This is a genomic window from Amycolatopsis sp. NPDC104775 (assembly GCF_055583325.1).
This window is the reverse complement of record NZ_JBVJOE010000001.1, coordinates 374,621-400,349: the sequence shown is the minus strand read 5'-3', so window position 1 is coordinate 400,349 and position 25,729 is coordinate 374,621. Positions and strand designations below refer to the sequence as shown.

Below are 25,729 nucleotides of genomic sequence, written 5' to 3'. Positions count from 1 at the left end.
GCCCGGTCAGACGCGGTCGGCGGCGATGAGCAGGTAGTGGAAGCTGCCCTCGCGGTAGGCGGTCAGGAACGGCCCCTCGATGCCGGTCGCGACGGACGACTGCTCGCGCAGCTCCCAGTACGGGATCGTCGCTTCGGTCAGGTCCACGACGGTGATCGGGACGAAACCGTTGGCGGCCAGAGCTTTGAAATAGTCGCCGCGGGCGTGGATATTGCAGATGTAATGCTGGTCGATCTGGCTCACCGCGCGCGACCGTCCGCCGGTCAGGTCGTTGTAGCACCCGGTGATGGTGACGAATCGCCCGCCCGGCGCGAGTTGCCTCGCGTGTTCGGCGAACAGCTCGTGCAGATCGACGTACATCGTGCTTTCGTTGTTCCAGATTCCGGCGAAAGCGCCGCTTTCGAATCCGGTGTCGAGCATGTTGCGGAGATGGAAGCGCACCGAGCCGTCGATTCCGCGCAGCCGGGCTTGGTCATTGGCGAAATCGACCTGCTGCTCGGAAATGGAGATGCCGTCCACCTGGCAGCCGAACCGCTGGTGCGCCTGCACGCTCGTGCCGCCGCGCCCGCAGCCCGCGTCGAGCAGCCGGTCGGCGGGCTTGATGTTTCCGAGGTGCTGCAACAGGAATTGCGACTGCGCGGTCTCCAGCCGGTGCATTTCGGCGATGATCGCCTTGTCCCTGGCCTCGCCGCGTCCGTCCAGGACGGACGGATCGTAGTCGCCGATGCCGTAGTGGTGGTGGTAAAGCCCGTCGACGTCGCCGAGGCGCAGGTTGACCGGATCCTTTTCGGCGTTCCAGTAGTCGGCGACCGACTGCTGATACGCGGTGCGGGCAACCGGACGGGCAACAGACGTCATCATGTACTCCCTTTTCGGAAAAGCGATTTCCGATCGGCACGCGGCGAACTGTTCCGGTGCGCTTCCGCTCGGGCGGGGGCGTCCGGATTCTCTCCCTCGGGGTCCGAGGCTAGCGAGGATTCTTTTGCGCCGACAAGACGATTCGGCGGAATTCACTCGCGGGCTGGCGGCAGCGGTTCGCAGTGCCTCTTCTGGCCTAGGCGCTCACTCTTGCGGAGTGTTCTCGCGCCGGTCGCCGGGGCACGAACGATGCCGCCGCGGACACGGGCGGATGACGGCGGGCAACAGCCTGTGGGCGATCCTGGCAGACGGGTGACGCCGCCCGTCACGCGGTCCGGGAAGTCAGCTGAAGCAGGACGACGCCTCCGACGATCAGGGCGAGCGCGAGGATCCGCGGCACGCTGACCGGTTCGCGGAGCCAGAAGATCCCGGCGACGGCCGTGCCGACCGCGCCGATTCCGACGAACACCGCGTACGCCGTCCCGACCGGGACCGTTTTCATGCCGACGTTCAGGACGTACAGCACGAGGATCGTGAGCACTCCGCAGACGAGCGTCGGGACGAGTCTGGTGAAGCCTTCGGTGAGGCGAATGCTGTGCGCCCAGGCGATTTCGAGCAACCCGGCCGCGAAAACGGCGATCCAGCCCATGGTCAGGCCTCGTCGAGTGCGGCGCGAACGTCGGCGGGCAGGGCGAATTCCCGCGCGGCGACGAGGTCCGGGAGATGGTCCGGGTCGCTCGTCCCAGGGATGACAGCGACGTTGGGCGCGAGATCCAGCAGCCAGGCGAGGGCCAGTGTCGCCGCCGGAACGCCGAGCTGCCGGGCGTGCTCGGCCACCGGCGAATCTTCGTGGGCCAAAGCTCCGTTGCCGAGCGGACGGAACGCCAGATACGGGATTCCGGCGGCGGTGGCGGCATCGAGGACGTCCCGGCCGCCGGAATGTCCGACGTGGTACTCGTTCTCGACCGAAGCGATCGGCGTGACCGCACGTGCCTGGTCCAGCAGTTCGAGCGTGACGTTCGAGACGCCGACGTGCTCCAGCAGCCCTTCGTCGCGCAGTTCGGCGAGCGCCCCGACGGTCTCCGCCCACGGCACCGTGCTGTCGGGCATGAACCTGGCGTGTACCAGCGGAAGCCGCTCGACGCCGAGTTGCGCGAGATTGTCCCGCACGGCTGCCTTGACCGCTTCCGGCGCGGCGTCGGCGGCGAATCCGCCTTCGGGCGTGCGGCGCGCACCGACCTTGGTGGCGATGAGCAGGTCGTCCGGATAGGGCCGCAGCGCCTCGGCGAGCAGGCGGTTCGCCACTTCGGGCCCGTAGTAGCCGGACGTGTCGATCAGCCGGACGCCCGCGTCGACGGCCGCGCGGACGGCGGCCTTGGCGCGCTCCGGATCGGCCGGTGCGCCCATCGCTTTCGGCCCCGCGAGCTGCATGGTGCCGTAGCCGATCCGGCTCACGGTGCGGCCGGCGAGCGTGAACGAGTGCATGGTCTGCCCCCATCTCTTAGGTGGACACTGTGTCCACTTATGACTGTACTCGATCCGGACACGCTGTCCAGATACAGTGACGGGGTGAACGGCAAGCCAGTCACGGAACGAGCGGACGCCGCGGCGAACCGGCAGCGGATCCTCGCCGCGGCCGAGGACCTGTTCGCCACGAAAGGCCCGGACATCACGATGGGCGACCTGGCGGCCGCGGCGGGGGTCGGCCGCGGGACGCTGTACCGGCGCTATGACAGCGTCGCCGCGGTGGCGGTCGCCCTGCTGGACGAGCACGAGCGACGGCTGCAGGAAGCGATGCTGTCCGGGCCGCCGCCGCTGGGGCCGGGTGCTCCGCCGCGGGAACGGCTGGCGGCGTTCTACGACGCGATGATCGACTTGCTGGAGCGGCATCTGCCGCTGGCGCTGGGCGCGGAGACCGGGGCCCGGCGGTATCAGACCGGCGCGTACGGGTTTTGGCGGGTTTTCGTGGCGGCGCAGGTACGGGAGGCGGGGTTGCGGGACGACGCGCTGCCCGATGTGCTGCTGGCTCCGCTGGCGCCGGATCTGTACCAGAATCAGCGGCATGAGCGGGGAATGTCCGTCGCGGCGGTGAAGAAGGCGTTGCGTCGGCTGGCTTGCGTGCTGCCGGAGTGCAGTGGGTGAGCGGGGCGGGGTTGTCCGGCGAGGCGTGGGGGCGTGGGAGGGCCCGGGGACGGCGGGGTGCCTAGGTTGCCCCGCCGTCGGTGTGAGTTCGCTCGGGCTGGAAGCAGGCGGCTGAGGGAGGTCGCCGGTCGAACCGCGGTGTGCTGGCGGGGATTCGTCGGGTTGTGCCGTAGCGGTGGCGATGGAACAGGCAGGCGGTGGCGGAGCGAATAGTCCCGGGCGCGCCGGTCAAGCGGTCGCCGCGGGGCGGACCGGACGGCGGTTGACCAGCCCAAAACGCCGGGCGGCGGGGTAAATTCGCCGGATGAACGGTGGCGCGCCGATGCGGATCGGCTGGATCTGCCTGACGGTGGTCAGCGCGGGGATCCTCGGGTTCGGGATCGTGGTCCTGATCGCGCCGCCCGCCGGGGACGCGCTGCTCTACCGCACGGACGCGCTCGCGACCGCCGGGCTCGGGCTGTTCGGCGGGCTGATCGCGATCGTCCCGTTCCGCGCGGGCGAGCGGTGGGCGTGGTTCGCGTTGTGGTTCTACCCGGTGTTCTGGCTGGCGCATCTGGTGTTCCGCTTGCCGCCCGGGACGGACCACGTGCATCAGGTGGTCTTCGTGGTGCTGTCGCTGGTGGGGCTGCTCCTGCCGGTGCGGTTGTTCTTCCGGGCACCGGTCGAGGGGCAGCACGCTCGCCGGTAAACCGTGATGTGCGTACGGCGGCGGGTCCGCCGTGTCACCATTCCGGCGTGACCACGAAAAAGCCCGCCGCGGCAAGGGATTCCGCGCGGAAAACGGCTCCGGCGAGCGGTCGGGTCGTCGCGCTGCGTGCCGGGTGGTGCTGGCTCGCGACGGTGGTGCTCGGCGGCGCGGCCGCGGTGGGGTTCGTCAGCACCAGCACGGTGGCGGCCGCGGCGGGGGTGATTTTCGGGCTTTTGCTCGCCGCGCTGGCGACGTCGGCGGTGTTCATGTTCTCCGGACGCGGCTGGTTCCTCGTCGGCGGCTTTGTGCTGACCGGCTTCTACCTGGCCTGCGTCGGAGTGACGGCGGTCGGTTACCTCGCGGCGGACGGCGATCGGTACCGCGCGGTCGCGGTGTCCTCCGAATGCCACCACGTCAAGGGCGGCACCGCGTGCACGGCACGGGTCAACCGGCCGGACGGGACGCTGCTGTCCGAGGACCTGTCGGTGGAATCGCGGATGAAAAGCGGCGAGAAGGTCGACGTCGTCGAGGATCCCGCGGGCATCGTGGCGACCCACCGCGCGGACGAGTTGAACCCGGAGGCACTGCCGACCGACCTGGTGCTGCTGGGGATCTCGGCGGCGCTGCTGGCTGGGTTGTTCGCGTGGAGTGCGTGGCTGGGAGTGCGGCGGCCGTTGTTGATCGGGGGCAAGGGGGCGGGCAAGCCGCGGCACTGATGGTCGACCGGCCGGTTCGCTGGAGCACGGCCAGGTCAACTGGGCGGCTGGCGTTCACTTCACTGCTTTCTGATGCGCCGGGGCTGGTTCTGCCGTCGGCAGTCGCACGGCGTGGGCGACTATGTAGTCGGACACCTTCGGCGGCTCACCGACCGGCTCGTGCTCCACCTCGACCCAGGCATGGGCGGTGAACGGTTCGAGTGCGAAACCAGTGCACCAATCGGGGGCATATCCGTAAAAACGGCAATAAACGATCACCGCGACCGAGCGTTGGAGGCAGCCCTGGCCGGTGCAGCGCACGCTGACCTCGCACACGCGGTCCCGAGCCTTCCTGGCGAACTGTTTCGTCGGTGCTCCAGCTCCTTTGTGGACAAAGCTGATGACGCGTCCGAGTCGTTGCGGTGGCAAGGTGATCAGGCAGCGGGCGGCGAACACCGCCAACCGCACGCAAACGCCGTCCAGGAGTTTCCAGCGTCGCGGTTCGGGCGAACTCACGAGGTCACCTCGACCAGTCTCGCGTCGACCAGCGACGCCACGAGAGTCTCGATGTCTTGCCGGACGACTGTGTCGTCCGCGTCCGTCTCAGCCACGACCGCCGCGACGACGGTGTCCACCTCCTTGCCCTCCAGAAGCAGGGCGACCATCTGTTTGGCCATGCCGTTGAGCCGCCAGTAGGCGGCGTCCCTGCCTGTGCCGAGCAGGATCGCCTGATCGCCCGAGTCGTGGATGGTCACCCCGGACAGCAACCGTACGGTCATTTCCTTTTCCTCCCTCTCAGCTTTTCTGCTTGGCTCGCCAGTCCGCGGCCCGCGGTTGTGCCTCTTGGGGGCGACCGGCGGCGGCGTGCCGGCTCAGGCCGCGTTGCGCAGCCACCGTTCGGCGACGATGACGTTCTCCAGTTCCAGCAGCCCCGCGTCCGCCAGCGCGGGCGACTCGAGATAAGGCCGCAGCTTCCGCAGGTCGATCAGGCCGAGGTCGGCCAAGCGGGACGTGGCGAACTGGCGCAGCAGATCTTCCTTGCGCCGATGGTGCTCGGCGTAGACATCGGCAGTGAAGTCGCCGCGCCCGCGCTTGGCGAAAATGCGCTGAGGCATGAACGGCGACACGGTTTCGGCCAGGAGCGTTTTGTCGGTCCGCTCGTTCATCCGGAGAGCCGTGCTCGCTCGCAGCACGGCCTCGACCAGACGTCGGTCGGTGAACGGCGCCTCCCAGGCGATTCCGAGCCGAGCGTAGGCCACCCCGAACTGGCGGAGGATGGTGCCCTGATAGGCGATCGACTCGACGGTCTGATGCGCTGCCGGGTCCGGACCGAGAGGCGGAACGCCGCTCGCGACCGCTTCGTCGAAGGCGTCTGCTACCAGTGCCCGGCCGTTCTCGGTGAGCCACAACGGAAGTGCGGGCGGCGGGAACCACGAGTACGAATCGCTTGCCTTCGGCGGCGCGCCTTCGGCAACGGCCCGGGCGACGGCGCGAAGGTAGCTCTGATAGGACCTGCGATCGCGAATCCCTTCGGCGAAGGGCCGAAGCGGCACCTTGTTCGAAAGCTGGAACCGGCGAAGCTGCCGCCATGCGCGCAGGCTTCGCTCGTTCCAGACGGAGCGGTACACCCCGGGCACGATGTCGAAGAGCTCGTCGCCGCCGAGACCGGTGAAGTGGACTCGCGAACCGGCCTCCCTGATGGCCGGCGCGAGCACGTCGAGGTATCCCCGCGAGGCCGACCACACGACCGGGCCTTCGGCGAGCAACGCCTGGTCGGATTCGGAGTCCATGGCGAAGGCCGTGCTGGTCTCGGCGAGAGGCGGAAATTCGAACAGGTCCACGCCGAGGGCTCCGGCGGCCTCCCGGGCCCGCTCCGTTTCGTCGTTCCACGGGCTGGCCGACGACGTCCGGAAGGCACGGAACTTCTGACCGAGGTCGGTGAGCGCGTAGCAGAGGCTCGTGGAGTCGAGGCCGCCCGACAGGTCCGCGCTCACCAGGGTTTCCGGCCGGGTCGCTTCTTCCAGCACCTCGCGCAGTGCTGCGCGAACCCCGGCTCCGGCCTCGCGGAGCGGGAGCTTCGCTCCTTCCGGCGGCGACCACCACCGTTCGGTTCGCGCCGGACCAGTGCTTCCGAACCTCAGCCACTGGCCGATCCCGGCCGTGCGAATGCCCGACCAGGCGGTGCGTTCGGCGAACGGCAGGATCGGCATGGATTTCGCCAGCGTCAGCGCGAGCTTGCCTCGGTCGACCGCGGCGCCGGCGAGCGTCTTGAGCGCGGCCAGGGAATCGGAGGCGATCGGGGCGCCGTCGATTTCCGTCCAGAACAATTGGCGGGACGTCGACAGGTTCCCTTGCATGCGGGTCGTCCCGTCGGCGCATCCGATGAAGCAGGCATGGAGCGAGATGTCGCGCGCGACCCGATCCCAGGCCGCCGAATCGACTGGTCGGCCGATCAGATTTTCGCAGGGGATGTCGAAGTCTTCCGCGGAAAACGTGAGAATGCTGGCATGCGGTGAAACGCGCACTTCCGACCATGGTTCGTCGTGTGCGGAAATGACCCATGCCCGGCCGGACGGGTAGGTGATTACGCGGTTTCCGAGAGTTTCCGCTATGCGTTCGGTCAGCAAAAGAGAAATAGCTCGGTCCGGAAGTACGGCAAAGGGCATGCGGATCTCCCCCTGGTGAAGTGTCAGCCTTGGTTCGACGCGTGTTTCCGGCCGGCGAAGCCCCGGCCGGCGAGCCGGAGAACGCAGGCGGGGGTCCGGATCCCCCGCCTGCGCTAGCGGCGTCTCACATCAGAGGAAGGTTCGGCCACCGAAGATGTCGCGGTTGTCCCACCAGGGATAACCGTTCGTGACCTCGCGGAAGCTGCCGATCTTTTCGATGACCGGCGCGATGTAAGCAACCTTCTTCATTTCCGACTCCTCTCATCGTGAAATGCACAGGAAATGTGCACTGACAACAAGGGACGGACGAATAGGCAGGATCGTACGTCAATCAAATATGGTTCTTGATCCCCGTGGCGAACTCCCCAGTCGCGCCCTCCCCAGAACGAACATAGCACGACAGTTGGATGGGGTGCCAGAAAATGTGTAGCGTGGGCCTGGGAACCGAAGTTCTGAACCGGGGGTGTGCGGATGGACGGGGGAGACAGCAGGATGCGTCCTTTGAGAGTCTTCGTGAATCTCGCGCGAGAACAACGCCGAATACTTGTGCCTGCCGCCGCTTTCAGTGTGTTTGCCGCAGTCGTCTCGCTCGCGCAGCCAGTGGTGGTGAACGGGATCATCGGGGCGGTTCAGCGGGGGGAGCCGGTCGTGGCGCTGGTGCTGGCGGGGTGCGCGCTGTTCGTCTCGGCGGCCATCGCCATGTCCGTGCAGCAATACCTGTTGCAGCGCATGGGCGAGGGAGTCGTGCTCTCGGCACGCGGGTCGCTGGTGTCCGCTCTGTTGTGGCTTCCCATCGTCGAATTCGACCGCAGGCGAGCGGGCGATCTGGTTTCGCGGGTGAGCAGCGACACGACCGTGCTGCGGCTGGCGCTGTCGCAGGGGGTGCTCGCCGGGGCGGGCGGTGTGATCACGATGCTCGGGGCGCTCGGAGCGCTGGTGTACCTCGATCCGCTGCTGCTCGGTCTCACTGTGCTGATCGTGTCGGTGTTCGCGGTCGCCACCGCGCTGCTGGCCGGACGGGTCCGCCGGGCAAGCCAAGAAGTCCAGGTGCGGGTCGGCGCCCTCACCTCGGCCGTCGACCGTGCCGTGCGCGGCATCAGGACCTTGCGCGCCGGCAATGCCGTAGGCCGGGAAGAAACCGCGATTCAGGGCCACGCGAAGGCGTCGTGGCGGGCCGGCGTGCGCCTGGCGAAGGCCTCCGCGGTGATCGAACCGATGTCGGTGCTCGCCATGCAGGCCGCCTTGATCACAGTTCTCGGGGTGGGCGGCTATCGGGTGGCGTCCGGGCGCTTGCCGGTGCAAGACCTCGTTTCCTTCCTGATGTTCGTCTTCCTGCTCGTCGCGCCGCTCGCGCAGATCTTCGCCGCGATCGGCACCTTCGGCTCGGCGCTCGGCGCGCTCGATCGCATCCAGGAAATCCGGGCCCTTCCCTCCGAAGACGAGGTCCGGCGGAGCAAGGCCGCGGGCCCGGCGGTCGCGCTCGGCGGGGAACGCAATGCGGTTTCGTTCCACGACGTGCGCTTCGACTACGACCCGCACGGAGAAGAGACGGGCCGGAGCGCGGCGCTGAAAGGAGTTTCCTTCGAGGTCGAACGAGGTTCCAAGGTGGCGCTCGTCGGTCCGTCCGGAGCGGGCAAGACCACGACCCTCAACCTCATCGTGGGGTTCTACCACCCCGACTCGGGCGTCGTGGTCGTCGACGGGACCGACGTGCAGCAGGTCCCGGCGGACCAGGTCCGCGCCGGAGTCGCCTACGTCGAGCAGGACGCTCCCGCGCTGGCGGGCACTGTCAAGGACAACCTGACGATCTCGGCGCCCAACGCGACCGATGCCGAGTGCTGGGAAGCGCTTGCCTCGGTGAGCCTCGCCGACCTCGTCGAGCGATCCGGCGGGCTCGGCAGCGAGATCGGCGAGTCCGGGGTCCTGCTCTCCGGCGGGGAACGACAGCGCTTGGCCATCTCGCGGGCGCTGCTGGCGCGGCCGAAACTGCTGCTGCTGGACGAATCGACGTCGAATCTCGACGGTCGCAACGAGATGCTGGCCAGGGACGCCGTCCGCAGCGTGGCCGACGGGTGCACGATGCTCGTGGTCGCGCACCGCCTTTCCACCGTCGTCGACTCGGATCTGATCCTGGTCTTCGACGAGGGGGAGATCGTGGCGCGCGGTTCGCACGACGTTCTGCTCGCCGAGTGCGAGCTGTACCGCGAACTCGCTCGCCACCAGCTGATCAGCTGACGGCAGGGGAACGGGAGTAGGACCCAGGTCCGACGCCGCGGGAGCGGATTCAGTCCTGGGCCCGACGCGCGCGGCCGGTCCGGCGGAGTTCACTGGCCGGGACAGGCTCGAGGGCCGAGGGGGGACAGAACCTGATGCTGAAGCTGGACCGGCTCGTCAAGAAACGCGGATCCGCGCTGATCCTCGACGACGTGAGTTTCGAAGCCCGCGCGGGGAGGGTGACCGGCTTTCTGGGCCCGAACGGCGCCGGGAAGTCGTCGACGCTGCGGATTCTGCTGGGACTCGACCACCCGACCTCGGGAACCGCGCTGGTCGACGGCGTCCCGTTCGCGCGGCTGCGCGATCCGCTGGCGAAGGTCGGCGCGGTGCTGGACGGTTCCGGGGCGCACCGGTCGCGGACCGGCCGGGCGCATCTGAAATGGGTGGCGGCCTCCGGCGGCATCCGGCGGGAGCGCGTGGACGAGGTCTTGGCGGAGGTCGGTCTCTCCCAGGCGGCCGGCAAGCGGGTCGGCGGCTATTCGCTGGGGATGGGACGCCGGCTCGGGCTGGCGGCGGCTCTGCTCGGCGACCCGGAGGCGCTGGTGCTCGACGAACCGGTCAACGGGCTGGATCCGGAAGGCATCCGCTGGATCCGGGAATTCCTGCGCGAGCGTGCCGCGGCGGGCAGCGCCGTGCTGTTGTCGAGCCATCTCATGGGAGAGCTGTCGGAAATAGTCGACGACGTGGTGATCATCGACCACGGCCGGATCGTGGCGCTGGGGACTCTCGCCGAGATCGCCGGCGACCGCAGCCTGGAAGAAGCTTTCTTCGCTCTGACCGGGAAATCCCGGGGGCGCGCGTGATGAGGGCGTATCGAGCCGAACTCGGCAAGCTCGCCTCGCTTCCGGCGGTGTGGGCCGCGCTGGCGGTCGGATTGGCGGTTCCGGCCGGCATCGCCTGCTTCACGGCGAAATCCGCGATGGACGCGATCGCCAGCGGGGCGAAGACGAGCGCGGGAAGCGACGTCGGCTTCCAGGAACTGGCCTTCGGAGTGGTCGGTGCGATCATCCTGGGAGTGGTCGCGGCGAGCAGCGAGTACTTCACTGAGGGCGCTGACGCGGGAGGCGGGCGCCAGATCGCCACGAGCCTTGTCGCCGTGCCGTCGCGATGGCGGTTCCTGATCGCGAAGACAGCTGCCGTAACGACTGCGGTGGCGCTGCTGTCCGCGGCGGCTACAGCGATCACCATGGGGTGTGTTCAGGCGCTCTTGCCCGGCCACGTGGACGTTTTCAGCGGAGCCGGCGTCACCAGGATGCTGGGCGTCGTCGTCTACTGGGTGCTCACTTCCTTGCTCGCCTTCGGCATCGCTTTGCTGACGCGGAATGGGATTCTGCCGCTTGCCGTGCTGATTTTGAACACCTCGGTGGTCACGGTGACGTTCTTGCTCACGAAGATCACTTCGCTGGCGGCTTTCCTTCCGGACATGGCCGGGATGCGCATGTTCATCACGCAGGTGCAGTTGCCGGTGCGGTTGCCTCCCCTGGCCGGAGGCATTGTCATGGCCGTCTGGGTTGCAGCCCTCCTGGCCGGCGGATTCCTGGTGTTCCAGCGGAGGGACGCATGACGGCCACCACTTTTCGGGGTCGCGAGGTTCGGCGGGCGGTCCGCGCGGAAACGGTGAAACTCACCAGCTTGCCCGCGGCCTTCTTGGCCGTTGCCGGTACCTTCGCCGCTTCGGTCGTACTCGCGATCGCGTTCGCCGCCGCGGGGAGGCAGGGGAACACCGGCACCGCCGCGGAGCTTGACATCGGCCTCGCGCCGGTCGGCTACGCCCAGGCGGGGTTCATCGTTCTCGGCGTGGTGACCGCGACCTCCGAATACCAAGGCGGCCAGATTCACGTCACGCTCGTGGCGATGCCGAGGCGCGTCGTGCAGCACTTGGCGAAGATAGCGGCCCTTGTTTTCCTGGCAGTGCCTTCCGCGTTGGCGACCGTCGTCGCGGGCCTCCTCGCAGCCGGAGTGACACTAGGGCCAAGCGGGTCCGCGCCCCGGGTCGCGGACGCGCTGGCCGCCGTCGCCGGCGCCAGTGCCTATCTGACGCTCACGGCGGTGATTTCCGCCGCGGCGGCCACCATTGTCCGCCGCAGCATTCCCGCGCTGGCGGGTCTGCTGGTCTATTACTTCATTGCCGGCCCGCTCCTGCGCGACCGGCTGGCGGTGGCGACCTACCTGCCCGACACCGCGGGGTACAGCATGTGGTTCCAGAGCGGCGCGGGTCGAGACGGAGCGCTGAGCACCCTCGCCGGAGCGGTGGTCGTTCTCGCCTGGGTGGTTTTCGCGGTGGCGGTTTCCGCTGCGTGGTTCCGGCGGCGTGACGCGTGAAACCGCGCGAGCTCAGCGGGCGGGAAGGACCAGTCCGGCGTCGTAGGCCGCGATGACGAGCTGAGCCCGGTCGCGAGCGGACAACTTGCTCAACAGCCTGCTGATGTGCGTTTTCACCGTTTTGACAGAGATCACCAGCACGTCGGCGATTTCGGTGTTGGACAGTCCTTTGCCTACCAGGGCGAGGATCTCGACCTCGCGCTGGGTCAAGCCGCTCGGCGGCGCCTTGGCCGACCGGCGGGGCGTCGTGATGTAGTGCTCCATGAGCTGTTTGAGAAACGTCGGCGCGAAAAGGGATTCGCCGGCGTGCGTGCGGCGGATGGCCTCGACGAGGTCGTCCGGCTTGCTGTCTTTGAGCAGGAATCCGCTCGCTCCGGCGCGAAGGGCGCCGTAAAGGTACTCGTCGAGTTCGAAGACGCTCAGCACGAGAACCTTGGTCGCGGCCAATTCCGCGCACGAGGTGATTTCGCGAGTGGTGACGATGCCGTCCTGGCCTGGCATCCGGATATCCATCAGCACGACATCCGGACGCAGCAGCCGTGCCATCGAGAGCGCTTCTGTCCCGTCCTCGACCTGGCCCACGACGGTCATCCCAGGTGCCGTGTCGATGACGACGGCAAGGCTGTGCCGGAGGAGGTGCTGGTCGTCGACGAGCAGCACGCGGATCGGCGCGGAGTCGTCGTTGCCGGTCAGGGGCGGGGTGGTCACCGCGGTCCTCCGTCGGGAATCCGTGCGGTGACGCGAAATCCGGCGCCTTCCCGAGCCGCGACGAGGACGCCGTCGAGAGCGTCGACTCGTTCCCGCAGGCCCGCCAGGCCGTGACCGGCACCGCGGCTGGGCTGCCAGAGACCCCGGGGTCCGTCGTCGTGGACGTCGACGACGACTGTCTCGCCGTCGCGCCGCAGAGCGACCCGGATGCCGGTCGGTCCCGCGTAACGCGACGCATTGGCGATGGCCTCACGGACGATGGCGCACGCGGCGGCCTGCGCGCCCTCGGAGACGTCGCCGAGGTCGTCGATTTCCAGGTGCGGGTCGAGTCCGGCAGCGCGGGCGGTGTCGACGATCGCTGGAAGATCAGCCAGGCTTTCCACCGGCCTCAGCGGGGCGGCGGCCTGTTCGCCCTCGCGGAGCACGGCGAGCATGCGCCGGAGTTCGGCGACCGCGTTTCTGCTGGCCTGCTCGATGTCGGCGAGTGCCTGGTCGCGTTCCGCTTCTCGGGCGGCTCCGCGCACTCGCTGCGCCGCGGCGGCCCGGAGCGTGATCATGCAGAGCCCGTGCGACACGATGTCGTGCAGCTCCCTGGCGATTCGCAGCCGCTCGTGGTGTGCGGACTCGTCGGCCGCCCAGGACGTCAGCTGTGCTTCGTAGTGAAGACGGCGAACGCGGGCACGGAACACCGTCCACACCGTTACCCCGATCGCGGCCACCGCCACGGTGAGCGGCACGACGACAGAGGCGGGACCATTCGATCCGGCCGCCAAGAGGACAGCGGCGAGCACAGCGATTACGGTGCTGGCGAACAGCCAGGTCCGCAGTCGCCACCGCGGACGGTCCGGCCGGGTCATCGTTGTCATGGTAATCCCACAGTAGCGGGCCTGGACTGATCGTGTTCGTCGATGAACGCACCGAGGTTTCGGTGCGCGCGGCGGAGCCGGGAGGCTTGTGGCTCGTACCCCGGGACAGCCGGGATGTCTGCGCGTTCGTCTCTGGCCCCCGCGCAAACCCCTGGTCATGCTCCAGTCGGAACCGTTCGACGCGGGAGGACGCCTTCATGACCATGCAGCCTGAGCGCGGCCCGGACGTGCCGCTGCCCGAATTGTGCGTGCACGAGCTGTTCGCCCGGCACGCCGCCGCGGCGCCAGGAGCGACGGCCGTGCGGTACGGCGACGAACGGCTGGACTACGGCGAGCTGGATCGGCGCGCCAACCGGTTCGCGCACTTGCTGCGGGCGCGGGGGATCGGGCCGGAGACGCCGGTCGCGTTGTGCCTGGAGCGCGGGACGGCCCTGCCGGTCGCGATGCTCGGAATCCTCAAGGCGGGCGGCTATTACGTCCCGCTCGACCCGGGGTATCCGCCCGAGCGGCTCGCGTTCATGCTCGGCGATTCCGGCGCGACGGTCGCGGTCGCCGAACGGGCGCTGGCGGATCGGGTCCAGGCCGCGCCGACGGTCGTGCTCGCCGACGAAGCCGACCTCAGCGGGTGGCCGGACACGCCGCCGGAGACGAACGTGGTGCCGGACAACCTGATCTACCAGATGTACACCTCCGGCTCGACCGGCCTGCCGAAGGGCGTGCAGGTGACGCACCGCGGGGTGGTCCGGCTCGTGCACGGCTCCGGATTCGCCGATTTCGGTGCGGGAGAAGTGTTTTTGCTGCTGACGTCGTTGTGCTTCGATGTCTCGACGTTCGAGCTGTGGGGCGCGCTCGCCACCGGCGCCACGTTGGCGGTCCTGCCGCCGGGAGTGCCGACCGCGGCGTCGATCGAGGAGGCGGTGCGCCGATTCGGGGTGACCACGGTGTGGCTCAGTTCCGGCTTGTTCGGGCACGTGGTCGACGACCGGGTCGCCGCGCTCGCGGGGGTGCGGCACGTCATCGCGGGCGGTGACGTCGTTCCGCCGGCTCAGGCGCGGCGGGTGATCGAGGAACTCGGGGCCGAGATGAGCAACGGCTACGGCCCGACCGAGTGCACCACTTTCGCTTGCGTGCACCGGGGAATGACGGTCGCCGACACCGCCGGACCGATTCCCGTCGGCAAGCCGATCGCGAACACGCACGCGTTCGTCGCCGATGCCGATGGCATTCCGGTCGAGCCTGGTGAACGGGGCGAGTTGCTGCTCGGCGGTCCCGGGGTCGCGCGCGGCTATTTCCGTCGCCCAGCGCTGACCGCGGAGCGCTTCGTCCCCGACCCGGCTGGCGGCGGCGGACGGCTTTACCGCACCGGCGACGAGGTCGCGCTCCGGCCGGACGGGACGTTCGCCTTCTTCGGACGGCTCGACCAGCAGGTCAAGATCCGCGGTTTCCGCGTGGAGCCGGGCGAGGTGGAGGCGGCGCTCGCGGCGCATCCGCTCGTGCGGTCGGCCGTGGTGGTGCCGTATGAACGCGACAGCGGCGACCGGGTGCTCGCGGCGCACGTGGTGGCTGCCCGGCCCGCTGCGGCCGAGTTGCGGGAGTACCTGCTCGCCCGGCTGCCCGCGCATGCGGTGCCCTCGCTGTGGTCCTGGCCCGACGAGCTGCCGATCACGCCCAACGGCAAGGTGGATCGGGCGGCCTTGCCCGAGCCGGAGGAAGCCGGGCCGACGCGGGAGTTCGTCGCGCCGCGGACGCCGGTCGAGGAGGCTGTCGCGGAGGTGTGGCGGGAGCTGCTGGACCTCGGAAGCGTGGGCGTGCACGACGATTTCTTCGCCGACCTGGGCGGGCATTCGCTGCTGGCGACCCGGGTGGCGGCGTTGCTGGGGGAGCGGTTCCCGGTGGAGCTGCCGGTGAGCACGGTGTTCGAGGCGTCGACGGTGGAGCTGCTGGCGGCCGAGGTGCACCGGGCGGTGGCGGAGCATGTGGCGGCACTGTCCGATGTGGACGTCGAGCACGCACTGGGGTGACGCTGGCGCCCGGCTGGTTCGAGCCAGCCGGGCGCCGCGACCGCGCGGACAAGCACGGTTCGCGCGCGAGCTGCAAGCCGAGATCGACCTCAGAAAAGCGCCTAGCGGCCGGTTCAGGCCTGTTCGATGACCGCGGCCAGTTCCGCGACCGTCCGGGCGGCGAAGAGGTCCCGCAGCGAGACCCGGACCCCGAGCTTCTTCCGGATCCGCGCGAGCACCCGGGTGGCCAGCAGGGAATGCCCGCCGATGCGGAAGAAATCGTCGTGGACGCTGATTTCCTCCACTCGCAGCACTTCCCGCCAGATGTCGGCTAGCGCGCGCTCCGCCGCGGACGACGGCTGGGCGACCGGTTCGGCGCGTACCGCGTTTTCGGCCGAGGGATCCGGCAGCGCGGCGCGGTCCACCTTCTTGCTCGGCGTCAGCGGCAGAGCGTCCAGCGCGACCCAGTGCGCCGGGACCAGGTAGTCCGGCAGCTGCGAGCGCAGGTTCGTCCGCAGCGCGGCGAAGTCCGGTTCGCCCGAAGCTCCGACGACATATGCGACCAACGTCCGCTCCGGCAGGTCCTTCACCACGACCGCGACGGCGCGCACCGCCGGATGGGCGTCGAGAGCGGCTTCGATCTCGCCGAGTTCGATCCGGAAACCGCGGATCTTCACCTGCCGGTCGAGTCTCCCGAGGAATTCGACCGTCCCGTCCGAGCGGAAACGGGCGAGGTCGCCGGTGCGGTACAGCCGCGCTCCGGTCGAGTACGGGTCCGGCACGAACTTGTCCGCGGTCAGCCCGGGGCGGCGGAGGTAGCCCCGGGCGACGCGCAGGCCGCCGAGGTGCAGCTCGCCGGGTACGCCGACGGGAGCCGGGTGTCCGGCGGAGTCGAGCACGTACGCGCTGGTCGCGGCCACCGGGCGGCCGATCGGCAGGCTCGGGGCGTCGAGATCGGCGTCGTCGGCCCATTGCAGCATGCTCGAGATCGTCGCTTCGGTCGGGCCGTAGCAGGCCAGGAAACGGCCGGGCAAGCCCAGTTCGCGCCAGCGCCGGGCGTCCTCGGTGGTCACGACGTCCGCGCCGACGTTCACCATGGTCAGGTGGGCGGCTCGCGGATCGCCCGGCGTGAGCACGTTCAGCAGTTCGCGGTAGTAGGCCGGGGTGAGGTTGACGCTGGTGATCCGGTGCCGCCCGAGCTGGTCGGCGAGTTCCTCCGGCTCCCAGAACAACGGATCGCTCAGCACCACGGACGCTCCGGCGAGCAGCGGCGCGCCGATCTGCTCCAGTGAACCGTCGAAGGCCAGCGAAGCGAGCGAAAGCACCCGGTCGGCCGCGGTGATCCCGTACTCCCGGGCGATGACCTGCGCGTGTTCGGCGTAGGAACCGTGCTGGATCTGCACGCCTTTCGGACGCCCGGTCGAGCCGGAAGTATAGATGACGTAAGCGAGTTTGTCTGGATCGACAGTCCAATCGGGACTGTCCGAAGAAGACTCAGTAGTTTGGTCGAGGGAGACGACCGGACAGCCGGTGTCGGCGAACAACCCGGCGTAGCGTTCCTCGGTGACGACTGCGGCGGCGCGGGCGTCCTCAACGAGATAGGCGAGCCGGTCGGGCGGATTGGCCGGGTCGAACGGGACATACGCCGCGCCGGATTTCAGGACGCCGACCAGAGCGACTACGGCGTCGACGCTTCGTTCGAGGCAGACGCCGACGGTTGCCTCCGGGCCGAGCCCGTTCGCGCGCAGGTGCCGGGCGAGCCGGTTGGCCGCCGCGTCGAGCTGGGCGTAGGTGAGTTCCCGGCCGCCGCAAAGGATGGCGAGGCGGTCCGGGGTTTCGGCTGCTCGCTGGGCGAACAGGTCGGGGAAGCAGCCGGGGGTCACCTCGCTGCCGGGTGTCCGGGCCCAGCCGGACAGCAGGGCGAGTTCCGCGGCCGGGGTCAGGTCCAGTGCGCTGAGCCGCTGCGCCGGGTCGTCGGCGATGCTTTCCAGCAGGCGCTGGAAGCGGGCGGCCAGCCGGTGCGCGGTGGCGGGCTCGAACAGTGCGGTCGGGTAGGTGAGGGTGCCGGTCAGCGAGCCGTCCGGACGGTGTTCGAAGTGCAGCCCGAGATCGAACGACGCGGCTGTCCAGTCCACATCGGACTCTTCGACGTCGAGGCCGGGCAGCCGGAATCGCCGTTCGGGCACCTCGTACAGCCCGAAAAACGCTTGCACCAGCGGATTGCGGGAAAGGTCCCGATCCGGTTCGAATTCGCCGACGAGCCAGTCGAACGGGACGTCCTGGTTGCCGAAGGCGTCCAGCGCGGTCCCGGCGACCTGGTCGAGGAAGGCCGTGAAGGCCGGGTCGCCGCCGAGATCGGCCCGCAGCACGAGGGTGTTGACGAAGAATCCGGCCAGGCCCTCGACCTCGGCGGGGGTGCGCCCGGCGACCGGGCAGCCGACGGCGATGTCGGTGCCGCCGGTGTGCCGGGCGAGAAACACCTGGTAGGCGGCCAGCAGGACCATGAACGGCGTTGCCCGGCGCGAGCGGCCGAGCGCGGTCAGCCGCTCCGCGAGCGCGGCAGAGACCTCGATCCGCACGGAAGCACCGGCTGGATTCCACACCGGGCCGCGGGGGCGGTCCGTCGGCAGTTCCAGCGGGGCCAGCCCGGTCAGCCGTTCGCGCCAGTAGGCGAGCTGGCCGGCGAGGCGGGTTTCGGCGTCTTCCCGTTGCCAGAGCGCGAAATCGGCGTACTGGACCGGCAAGGCGGGCAGCTCGGGCAGGGTTCCGGCGTGGAACGCGCGGTACAGCTCGGCGAGTTCGGCGGCGAGGACGTCCCAGGACGCGCCGTCGAACGCGATGTGGTGCACGACGATCAGCAGGACGTGCTCGCGGGCGTCGAGGCGGAGCAGCCGGGCCCGCAGCGGCAAGTCGGTCGCGAGGTCGAAGGGCACGGTCAGCTCCGCCGCGACGACGGTGGCCAGCTCGTCTTCCGTGACGCCCTCGATCGGCAGCGGCACCGGCTGCGGTTTCCCGACCACCTGGACCGGCACGCCTTCGCGGCTGCGGTACCGCGTCCGCAGCACCTCGTGCCGAGCGACGAACGCGTCGAGCGAACGGCTCAGCGCGGGGACGTCCAGCTTGCCGCGCACCCGGAGGGTCAGCGGCAGGAGGTATTCGGTCCCGCCGGGCCGCAACGCGTCGAGGAACCACAGTCTTTCCTGCGAGAAGGACAGCGGCAGGTCGCCGGGCATGGTCATGGCGTCAGGGTGGCGGTTGCGTCCCGAGCCGCACAGAGGCGGGACGGTGCGTGCGTTGCTGCGCGTTCTTCTCTGTCGCGCCGCCGCCCGCGCGGGAAGGCTCGGCTCGCGACGGGACGGGTGTGCCCGGCGCGCGGAGGAGGACCGGATGAGCGAGGACGAACGCACCTACGACGTCGTGCTCAACGACGAAGAGCAGTACTCGATCTGGCTGGTCGATCGCGAACTGCCGGCGGGCTGGCGGTACGAGGGCAAACGCGGCCCGAAACAGGAGTGCCTCGACCACATCGACGAGGTGTGGACCGACATGCGCCCGAAGAGCCTGCGCGACCGGATGCGCGCCTCGGCCTAGGGGCCGCTCGCCGACCAGTCTCGCCGATCGACCCGCAGGGGGAGCGATGACCACCGAACAGTCCCGGCGCGACGAGCTGCTGGAGCGCTACCTGGCTCCAGCCCCAGCCCCGGCCCGCCCGGCGGCCGCGATGCGGGCCGATCGCAGCCGTCCGCTGCCGCTTTCCCCGGCGCAGCAGCGGGTTTGGGTGCTGGACCGGCTCCGGCCCGGCGGCACCGAGTACGTGGTGACCGCGGCGTGGCGGTTGCACGGCCTGCTCGACGTCGAGCGGTTGCGGGCGTGCTGGCAGAAGATCGTGGAGCGCCACGAGATCCTGCGCACCACTTACGGCGAACGCGACGGGGTGCCGGAACAACATGTCGGCGAGCCAGGGGTTGATCTGACTGTTCTCGATGTCGCGGTCGAGGAAGTCGAGGCAGTTACCCGGGACGTGGCCTCGGTGCCGTTCGATCTGGCTCGGGACCGGCCGCTGCGGGTGCGGGTCTTGCGGCAGTCGGAGACCGAGCACGTGCTGCTGCTCGTCGTGCACCACATCGCGTACGACGGGTGGTCGACGTCGGTGGTCGCGCGGGAACTCGAAGCGCTGTATCGCGGGGACACTTTGCCGGAACTGCGGGTTCAGTATGCGGATTTCGCTTCCTGGCAGAGGAAACAGGCGACTGGCGAGAAGGTCGCGAAACAGGTCGAGTTCTGGCGGCGTCGCCTAGACGGGGTGGTGCCGTTGTCTCTCCCGACGGATCGTCCGCGCCCGCCGGTGCACGATCCGCGCGGGGACATCCTTCGGTTCACGGTGGACGCCGGACTCGGGGCTGCGGTCGCGGCCCTTGGCCGGGAGCGTCGGGCGACCACGTTCATGGTGCTGCTGGCGGCGTATCAGATTCTGCTGAGCCGGTATTCGGGACAGGCGGACGTCACGGTGGGCACGCCGGTCGCCGGGCGCACGCGGGCCGAGGCGCAGGATTTGATCGGGCTTTTCCTGAATACGTTGGTGCTGCGGGCCGAGGTGGACGGTTCGCAGCCGTTCAGCGAATTCCTCGACGGAGTCCGGCGCGACACCCTCGACGCGTATTCCCACCAGGACGCGCCTTTCGAGCGGCTGGCCGAGGAACTCGCCCCGGAGCGCGATCTGTCCCGCAATCCGCTCTTCCAAGCCATGCTGGTGCTGCAGAACACCGCTGACGCCGGGTTCGAGGCGGCCGGACTGCACGGCTCGCAGATCCATTCTCCTTGGCACAGTGCGAAATTCGAGCTGACACTGGAATTGACCGAGCGGCCCGACGGCAGTCTGGACGGTGTGCTGGAGTATCCGGTCGCGTTGTTCGACCGGTCTACGGTCGCGAGGATCGGCGGGCATTTCACCGAGCTGCTGCGCGGGATCGTCGAGAATCCCGATGCGCGGCTGGCGGAGTTGCCCTGGCTGAGCGCTGCCGAAAACGCTGAGCTGGCGCAGTGGAATGAAACTGACGTCCCTTTCAAGACTGGGACATTGCTGTCGCTTCTCGCCGAGGGCGTCGCTGCTGGTGGAATCGCGGTGGTCGCCGATGGGCGTGAAGTGTCTTATGTGGAGCTTGATGCGTTGTCGAATCAGGCGGCGCATTGGCTTCGGGCGCGTGGGGTGGGGCCGGAGTCGGTGGTGGGGGTTCGGCTGGAGCGCGGTTTGGAGATGGTCGTCGCGCTCGTCGGGATTCTCAAGGCGGGGGCGGCGTATTTGCCGTTGGATCCGGATTATCCGGAGGATCGGCTGTGGTTCATGGTCGAGGATTCCGGTGCTGAGGTGGTGATTGAGCCGGGTGATCTCACGGCTCTCGACAGACCGCGGCATCCGGTGGATGTCGAGGTGCGGCCGGAGAATGCGGCATATGTGATTTATACGTCGGGGTCGACGGGCAGGCCGAAGGGTGTGGTGGTCGAGCATCGTGGGATTGTGAATCGGTTGCGGTGGATGCAGGACGAGTACGGGTTGACGCCGCGGGATCGGGTGTTGCAGAAGACGCCGTTTGGGTTTGACGTGTCGGTGTGGGAGTTTTTCTGGACGCTCTCTGTCGGTGCGACGCTCGTGATGGCCCGGCCCGGCGGTCACCGCGATCCCGCTTATCTCGCCGAGGTCATGTCCGAGGGCATCACCACGGCGCATTTCGTGCCGTCGATGCTGCGGGCGTTCCTGTCCGGGCCGGTGCCGTCGCTGCGGCGGGTGCTGTGCAGCGGCGAGGCGCTCCCGGACGAGCTGGCGGAACGATTTCACCAGGTGATCGGCGCCGAGTTGCACAATCTCTACGGGCCGACGGAGGCCTCCGTGGACGTCACGGCGACTCGGTGCCTGCCGGGGGAGACCGTCACGATCGGCCGCGCGATCGCGAACACCCGGGTGTTCGTGGTGGACGCCGAATTGCGCGAGGTGCCGGTCGGCGTGCCCGGCGAGCTGGTGATCGCCGGGGTGCAGCTGGCGCGCGGCTACCTGAACCGGCCATCGCTGACCGCCGAGAAATTCGTCCCGGGCCCGTTCGCGCGGCGGCCTGGCGAACGGCTGTACCGCACCGGCGACCTCGCCCGGAGGCTGGCCGACGGCCGGATCGAGTACCGGGGGCGGCTCGACCACCAGGTCAAGATCCACGGCAACCGGATCGAACTCGGCGAGGTCGAAACGACGCTGCTGACCCATCCCGACCTGCGTGCGGCGGCGGCCGCGGTGCACGACGACCGGCTCGTCGGCTACTTCGTGCCCGAGCCCGGCCGCAGTCCGGATCCGGCCGCGTTGCGCGCACATCTGGCTCGTACGCTGCCGGAACCGATGCTGCCGTCGGTGTGGCTCGCGCTCGACGCGTTGCCGTTGACCGCCAGCGGCAAGAGCGATCGCAACGCCTTGCCCGCGCCGGACGGTGCGCGCCCGAGCCACGGTTACGTCGCGCCGCGCACCCCGGCGGAAGCCGCGGTGGCCCGCGCGTTCGCGGCCGCGACCGGCGTCGACCGGGTCGGGGCGGAGGACAGCTTTTTCGCGCTGGGCGGTGATTCTCTGCGTGCCATCCGTGCTGTGGGGCTGCTGAACGCGGAGGGAATCGAGGCGAGCGTCGCGGACCTCTTCCGGCGGCAGCGAGTGGCCGACTTCGCCGCCGGGCTGGGTGGTCCGGCGGCAGCGGTCGAGGTGGTCGAGCCGTTCGCGCAGCTTGCCGCGGGTCAGCGAGAAGCGTTGCCGGACGACGTGACCGACGCTTATCCGCTGTCGCTCGCGCAGGCGGGCATGGTGCACGAGATGCTCGCCGGAGCCGACCGCGGGTTGTACCTGAACCATCTCGGCTACCCGGTGCACGAAGAGCTCGACCTGGACGCGTTGCAACGGGCGGCGGACCGGCTGGTCGCGCGGCACGAGATCCTGCGTACGTCCATCGATTTCGCCGCGGTCCCGCCGGTGCAGCGGGTGCACCGGACCGCTGAGCTGGAAGTGACCTGCGACGATCTGCGGGGGTTGCCCGCGGACGAGCAGGCGGAGCGGGTGCGGCAGTACCCGGCGGAAGACCGGGCGCGCGGATTCGACCTGCTCCGTCCGTCGTCGTTGCGGCTGCACGTCCACTGGCTCGCCGAGCGCGAATGGCGGCTGTCTTTCGGTTACGTGCACGCGATTCTCGACGGCTGGAGCCAGAATTCGCTGGTCGCCGAACTGATCGAGGATTACCGGGCCGGGGCCGCGGAGCCGGTCGAGCCGCCGCCGGTCCGGTTCGCGGACACGGTCGCCCGGGAGCGGGAATCCTTGGAGTCCACTGTGGACCGCGAGTTCTGGACGGGCCGGGTGAGCGCGGCCGAGCGGTTCGCCGTGCCGCCAGGGTGGGCGGGCGAGGACGACGGGGTGTACCGCACGGTGCGGGTTCCGTTCGGCGATCTGACGGCCCGGTTGCGTGCGGTGGCTTCGTCGGCCGGGGTTCCGTTGAAGAGCTTGCTGCTGGCCGCGCATCTCACTGTGCTGCGCACGGTCGCCGGGCAGGACCGGCCGTTCCACACCGGTGTGGTGACCAACTGCAGGCTGGAGCGGGCGGGCGGCGATCAGGTTCGCGGCATGTTCCTGAATACCGTGCCGTTCCCGGTGCCGGCGGGCGCGCGGGACTGGCCGGAGCTGGCTCGCGCGGTGTTCGCGGAGGAGACCGCGATGTGGCCGCACCGGCATTTCCCGCTGCCCGCGATGCAGGCCGCGTGGGGCGGGCAGGCTCCGCTCGTGGACGTTTTCTTCAACCACACGGACATGCACGTGCTGACCGAAGCGCGGGTCGATCTCGCCGAGGTCGCCGACAGCACCCCCAACGAGTTCGGCCTGTCCGTCTCGACCGTGCCCGGGGCGGTTGTGCTGGAGGCGTTCACGCACCGGGTCGCTGCCGCGCATCTGGAGTTTCTCTCGCGGTTGTACCGGCACGTGCTGGAGCGGATCGTCGCCGAGCCTGCTTCCGATCCGCGCCGATGCGGGCTGCCCGCGGGGGATCGGGCGGCGCTGCTGCGGAATCCGCCGCGGACGGAGCGGGCAGCCCGGATGCTGCCGGAGTTGTTCGCGGCTGCCGCGGCGGAGCACCCGGACGCGCCCGCGCTGCGGTGCGGCGAGGTGACGCTCGCTTATCGGGAATTGTCGGTGCGGGTCGCTAGGCTGGCGCGGTATCTGAACGAACAAGGAGTGCGGCGCGGGGCCTTGGTGGGGGTCCTGCTCGATCGCGGTCCGGACTTGCTCGTCGCGCTGCTCGCCGTGCATCGGGCGGGTGCCGCGTACCTGCCGATCGATCCGCGCTATCCGGCGAAGCGAGTCGGTTACGTGCTGGCTGATTCAGGAGTGGAGGTGGTGCTCAGCGAGGAACCGCTGGCCGGGCTGCTGGCCGGGACCGGTTGTGCCGCGGTGCTGCTCGACCGCGACGCGGCGGCGATCTCGGCGTGCCCGGCGGACGTTCCCGTGCCCCGGCCTGACGGCGATGAACTCGCGTATGTCATCTACACGTCCGGGTCCACCGGGCAGCCCAAGGGCGTCCAGATCGGGCACGGCGCGCTGGCGAATTTCCTGCTGTCGATGCGGGAACGGCCGGGTCTCGCGCCGGGTGCTTCGGTGCTCGCGCTGACCACGGTTTCGTTCGACATCTCCGCGCTGGAGCTGTACCTGCCGCTGCTGGCCGGCGGGCAGGTGATCCTCGCGACCGCGGAAGAGTGCGTCGATCCGCAGCGGCAGGCCGCGCTGATCGGCCGGGCCGCGCCGTCGGTAGTCCAGGCGACGCCCTCGGGCCTGCGGCTGCTGGTCGATTCGGGCTGGACTCCGCCAGCGGAGACAACGGTGTTCGCCGGCGGGGAGAAACTGCCCGGCGACCTGGCCCGGCGGCTCACCGCGGGCGGGGCGCGGCTGTGGGATCTCTACGGCCCGACTGAGACGACGATCTGGTCGACCGTCGCCGCACTCGACGGAGACGCCGTCGTCGCGTGGGAGCCGGTCGCCAACACCGAGGTGTACCTGCTCGGCGACGATCTGGAACCGGTCCCGCTCGGCGTCGTAGGCGAGGTGTGGATCGGCGGTGCGGGCCTCGCCCGCGGCTACGCTGGCCGCCCGGGCCTGACCGCGGAACGGTTCGCGCCGGACCCGCACGGCCCCCGGCCCGGCGGACGGCTCTACCGCACCGGCGACCTGGCGCGACGGCGGCCGGACGGGTCGGCGGAGATCCTCGGCCGGGCCGACGACCAGGTGAAGGTCCGCGGCCACCGGGTCGAACCGGGCGAGGTCGAGGCCGCGCTCCGAGCCGACCCCCGGATCCGGGACGCCGCGGTCCGGCCGACCCCCGCCGCGGACGGATGGGAGCTGACCGCCTACCTCGTCCCGGCGGCCGAACTGTCCATTGCGGACGTCCGGAAAGGACTGTCCGAGGTGCTGCCGGACTACCTGGTGCCGAGCGGTTTCGTCCTGCTGCCGGAACTTCCGCGCACCCCGGCCGGGAAACTCGACCGCGCCGCCCTGCCCGCACCGGACCCGGCGGTGCGCGAGCGCCCGTATGTCGCCCCGCGCGGTCCGGTGGAGGAACTGGTGGCGGGCGTGTGGGCGGAAGTGCTCGGCACGGACCGGATCAGCGTGCTGGACGATTTCTTCGACCTCGGCGGACATTCCGTCGCCGCCACCCGGATCTCGGTGCGCTTGCGCGCGGCCCTGGACGCCGACGTGCCGGTGCGGGCGTTGTTCGACCACCCGACGGTGGAGACTCTTGCCGCGGCGGTGGCCGGGTATCCGCGGCTCGCGTCGGGGCCGGTGGCACGGGCGACGATCCGGCCGCGTGCGGTTCGGTGAGCGGGGAGATTGAGGGGGAGAGTTGAGCCGGGGAGTTTTGAGCGCGAGGGGTTGAGCGGGGAGGGCTGAGCGGGATGGTGCTGAGGGTGGTGATCGCGGAGGTCGGTGATCGGGGGCGTGCGTCGAAACCCGCGTCGTCGCAACGGTTCGACCGTGGGCGGGGTTTTCGCGGGCTTGATGGCGAGGATTTGCTGGGGCGACTGGTTTTCCGTGGTGTGGCGGAGAGCCGGTTGCGCGGGTTTGGCGGAGCGCGGCTGCCGGACGGGCGCGGATGAGCGGGACGGTGCTGGCTTTGGCGGCGGGTGATCTTGGTGGTGCGGTGGCGGGGGCAGGTTTTCCGCGGCTGGAGCCGAAACTGGCGGCGTGGGTGACGGTTCGGCCGCGTGCGGTTGGGCGGGTGAGAGTGGAACGGCGGTGACTGGTTTTCGCGGCTGGAGCCGGAACCGGCGGCGCGGCCACGTGCGGTTCGGCAGGCGAGAGCGGAGCGATGGTGGCTTTTTTCCGCGGCGAGACGGTTGCGCGAATGACGGGGCGGCCGCATGCCCTTCGGTGGGCGAGCGAGGACGCGAGAGCCGAACGGCGGTGGCTGGTTTTCCCTGGCGGTCCGTGGAAACGGTTGCGTGGGTGACGATC

General features: G+C 69.6%; 20 protein-coding genes. 10 read left to right on the top strand and 10 right to left on the bottom strand.

Annotated elements, in window-relative coordinates; genetic code table 11:
• Window positions 1-6 precede the first annotated feature (6 nt).
• The 3 genes from ACZ63D_RS01630 to ACZ63D_RS01620 form a co-directional block, all read right to left on the bottom strand.
• Entirely contained in the window at window positions 7-858 is an 852-nt protein-coding gene (locus ACZ63D_RS01630; RefSeq protein WP_465352348.1) for a geranyl diphosphate 2-C-methyltransferase, read from the bottom strand.
• Between the two features lie 325 nt (window positions 859-1,183).
• Window positions 1,184-1,507 carry a DMT family transporter gene (locus ACZ63D_RS01625; protein ID WP_465352347.1) on the bottom strand — a complete coding sequence of 108 codons (324 nt, stop codon included), beginning with the start codon at window positions 1,505-1,507 and terminating at the stop codon, window positions 1,184-1,186.
• 2 nt (window positions 1,508-1,509) lie between these two features.
• A complete protein-coding gene (locus tag ACZ63D_RS01620; RefSeq protein WP_465352346.1) occupies window positions 1,510-2,343 on the bottom strand; it encodes an aldo/keto reductase in 834 nt (277 codons plus the stop codon).
• A gap of 39 nt (window positions 2,344-2,382) precedes the next feature.
• Between ACZ63D_RS01620 and ACZ63D_RS01615 the strand changes: the two genes are divergently transcribed.
• The 3 genes from ACZ63D_RS01615 to ACZ63D_RS01605 all read left to right on the top strand — a co-directional run bounded on the left by ACZ63D_RS01615 (window position 2,383) and on the right by ACZ63D_RS01605 (window position 4,404).
• Complete coding sequence (locus ACZ63D_RS01615) at window positions 2,383-3,000, top strand: TetR/AcrR family transcriptional regulator (RefSeq protein WP_465352345.1); 618 nt, start codon at window positions 2,383-2,385, stop codon at window positions 2,998-3,000.
• Window positions 3,001-3,304: 304 nt separating this feature from the next.
• Complete coding sequence (locus ACZ63D_RS01610) at window positions 3,305-3,688, top strand: hypothetical protein (RefSeq protein WP_465352344.1); 384 nt, start codon at window positions 3,305-3,307, stop codon at window positions 3,686-3,688.
• Window positions 3,689-3,735: 47 nt separating this feature from the next.
• Entirely contained in the window at window positions 3,736-4,404 is a 669-nt protein-coding gene (locus ACZ63D_RS01605) for a hypothetical protein (protein ID WP_465352343.1), read from the top strand.
• 54 nt (window positions 4,405-4,458) lie between these two features.
• Here the strand turns inward: ACZ63D_RS01605 and ACZ63D_RS01600 are convergent, their stop codons facing one another.
• From ACZ63D_RS01600 to ACZ63D_RS01585, 4 genes are all read right to left on the bottom strand, one after another.
• On the bottom strand, window positions 4,459-4,899 hold the full coding sequence (locus tag ACZ63D_RS01600; RefSeq protein WP_465352342.1) for a lasso peptide biosynthesis B2 protein: 441 nt from the start codon (window positions 4,897-4,899) through the stop codon (window positions 4,459-4,461).
• Entirely contained in the window at window positions 4,896-5,162 is a 267-nt protein-coding gene (locus tag ACZ63D_RS01595; protein WP_465352341.1) for a PqqD family peptide modification chaperone, read from the bottom strand. The genes ACZ63D_RS01600 and ACZ63D_RS01595 overlap by 4 nt, the downstream gene beginning before the upstream one ends.
• Before the next feature lie 93 nt (window positions 5,163-5,255).
• The gene (locus tag ACZ63D_RS01590) at window positions 5,256-6,908 is read right to left on the bottom strand and encodes an asparagine synthase-related protein (RefSeq protein ID WP_465352340.1); all 1,653 of its coding nucleotides are present in this window, start codon (window positions 6,906-6,908) and stop codon (window positions 5,256-5,258) included.
• A gap of 270 nt (window positions 6,909-7,178) precedes the next feature.
• Window positions 7,179-7,298 (bottom strand): lasso RiPP family leader peptide-containing protein, encoded by a 120-nt coding sequence (locus ACZ63D_RS01585; RefSeq protein WP_465352339.1) that lies wholly within the window; start codon window positions 7,296-7,298, stop codon window positions 7,179-7,181.
• A 318-nt stretch (window positions 7,299-7,616) separates the two neighbouring features.
• Here ACZ63D_RS01585 and ACZ63D_RS01580 point away from each other — a divergent pair, with 318 nt between their 5' ends.
• The 4 genes from ACZ63D_RS01580 (at window position 7,617) to ACZ63D_RS01565 (ending at window position 11,645) form a co-directional block, all read left to right on the top strand.
• A complete protein-coding gene (locus tag ACZ63D_RS01580) occupies window positions 7,617-9,284 on the top strand; it encodes an ABC transporter ATP-binding protein (protein WP_465352338.1) in 1,668 nt (555 codons plus the stop codon).
• A gap of 134 nt (window positions 9,285-9,418) precedes the next feature.
• Window positions 9,419-10,126: an ABC transporter ATP-binding protein gene (locus tag ACZ63D_RS01575; protein WP_465352337.1), complete on the top strand. Its 708-nt coding sequence runs from the start codon at window positions 9,419-9,421 to the stop codon at window positions 10,124-10,126.
• Window positions 10,126-10,887 (top strand): ABC transporter permease, encoded by a 762-nt coding sequence (locus ACZ63D_RS01570; protein ID WP_465352336.1) that lies wholly within the window; start codon window positions 10,126-10,128, stop codon window positions 10,885-10,887. The genes ACZ63D_RS01575 and ACZ63D_RS01570 overlap by 1 nt, the downstream gene beginning before the upstream one ends.
• On the top strand, window positions 10,884-11,645 hold the full coding sequence (locus tag ACZ63D_RS01565; protein WP_465352335.1) for a hypothetical protein: 762 nt from the start codon (window positions 10,884-10,886) through the stop codon (window positions 11,643-11,645). The genes ACZ63D_RS01570 and ACZ63D_RS01565 overlap by 4 nt, the downstream gene beginning before the upstream one ends.
• Before the next feature lie 12 nt (window positions 11,646-11,657).
• On the opposite strand, the gene ACZ63D_RS01560 is transcribed toward ACZ63D_RS01565, so the two are convergent.
• Together ACZ63D_RS01560 and ACZ63D_RS01555 are read right to left on the bottom strand one after the other, a co-directional pair.
• Window positions 11,658-12,353, bottom strand: coding sequence for a response regulator (locus tag ACZ63D_RS01560; RefSeq protein WP_465352334.1), 696 nt, complete (start codon window positions 12,351-12,353; stop codon window positions 11,658-11,660).
• Entirely contained in the window at window positions 12,350-13,210 is an 861-nt protein-coding gene (locus ACZ63D_RS01555) for a sensor histidine kinase (protein ID WP_465352333.1), read from the bottom strand. The genes ACZ63D_RS01560 and ACZ63D_RS01555 overlap by 4 nt, the downstream gene beginning before the upstream one ends.
• Before the next feature lie 206 nt (window positions 13,211-13,416).
• Between ACZ63D_RS01555 and ACZ63D_RS01550 the strand changes: the two genes are divergently transcribed.
• On the top strand, window positions 13,417-15,240 hold the full coding sequence (locus tag ACZ63D_RS01550) for an amino acid adenylation domain-containing protein (protein ID WP_465352332.1): 1,824 nt from the start codon (window positions 13,417-13,419) through the stop codon (window positions 15,238-15,240).
• Between the two features lie 113 nt (window positions 15,241-15,353).
• On the opposite strand, the gene ACZ63D_RS01545 is transcribed toward ACZ63D_RS01550, so the two are convergent.
• Window positions 15,354-18,458, bottom strand: coding sequence for an amino acid adenylation domain-containing protein (locus tag ACZ63D_RS01545; RefSeq protein ID WP_465352331.1), 3,105 nt, complete (start codon window positions 18,456-18,458; stop codon window positions 15,354-15,356).
• Between the two features lie 148 nt (window positions 18,459-18,606).
• On the opposite strand from ACZ63D_RS01545, the gene ACZ63D_RS01540 reads away from it, so the two are divergent.
• Both ACZ63D_RS01540 and ACZ63D_RS01535 read left to right on the top strand, forming a co-directional pair.
• Complete coding sequence (locus ACZ63D_RS01540) at window positions 18,607-18,810, top strand: MbtH family protein (RefSeq protein WP_465352330.1); 204 nt, start codon at window positions 18,607-18,609, stop codon at window positions 18,808-18,810.
• A 46-nt stretch (window positions 18,811-18,856) separates the two neighbouring features.
• Complete coding sequence (locus ACZ63D_RS01535) at window positions 18,857-25,096, top strand: amino acid adenylation domain-containing protein (protein WP_465352329.1); 6,240 nt, start codon at window positions 18,857-18,859, stop codon at window positions 25,094-25,096.
• Window positions 25,097-25,729: the final 633 nt, after the last annotated feature.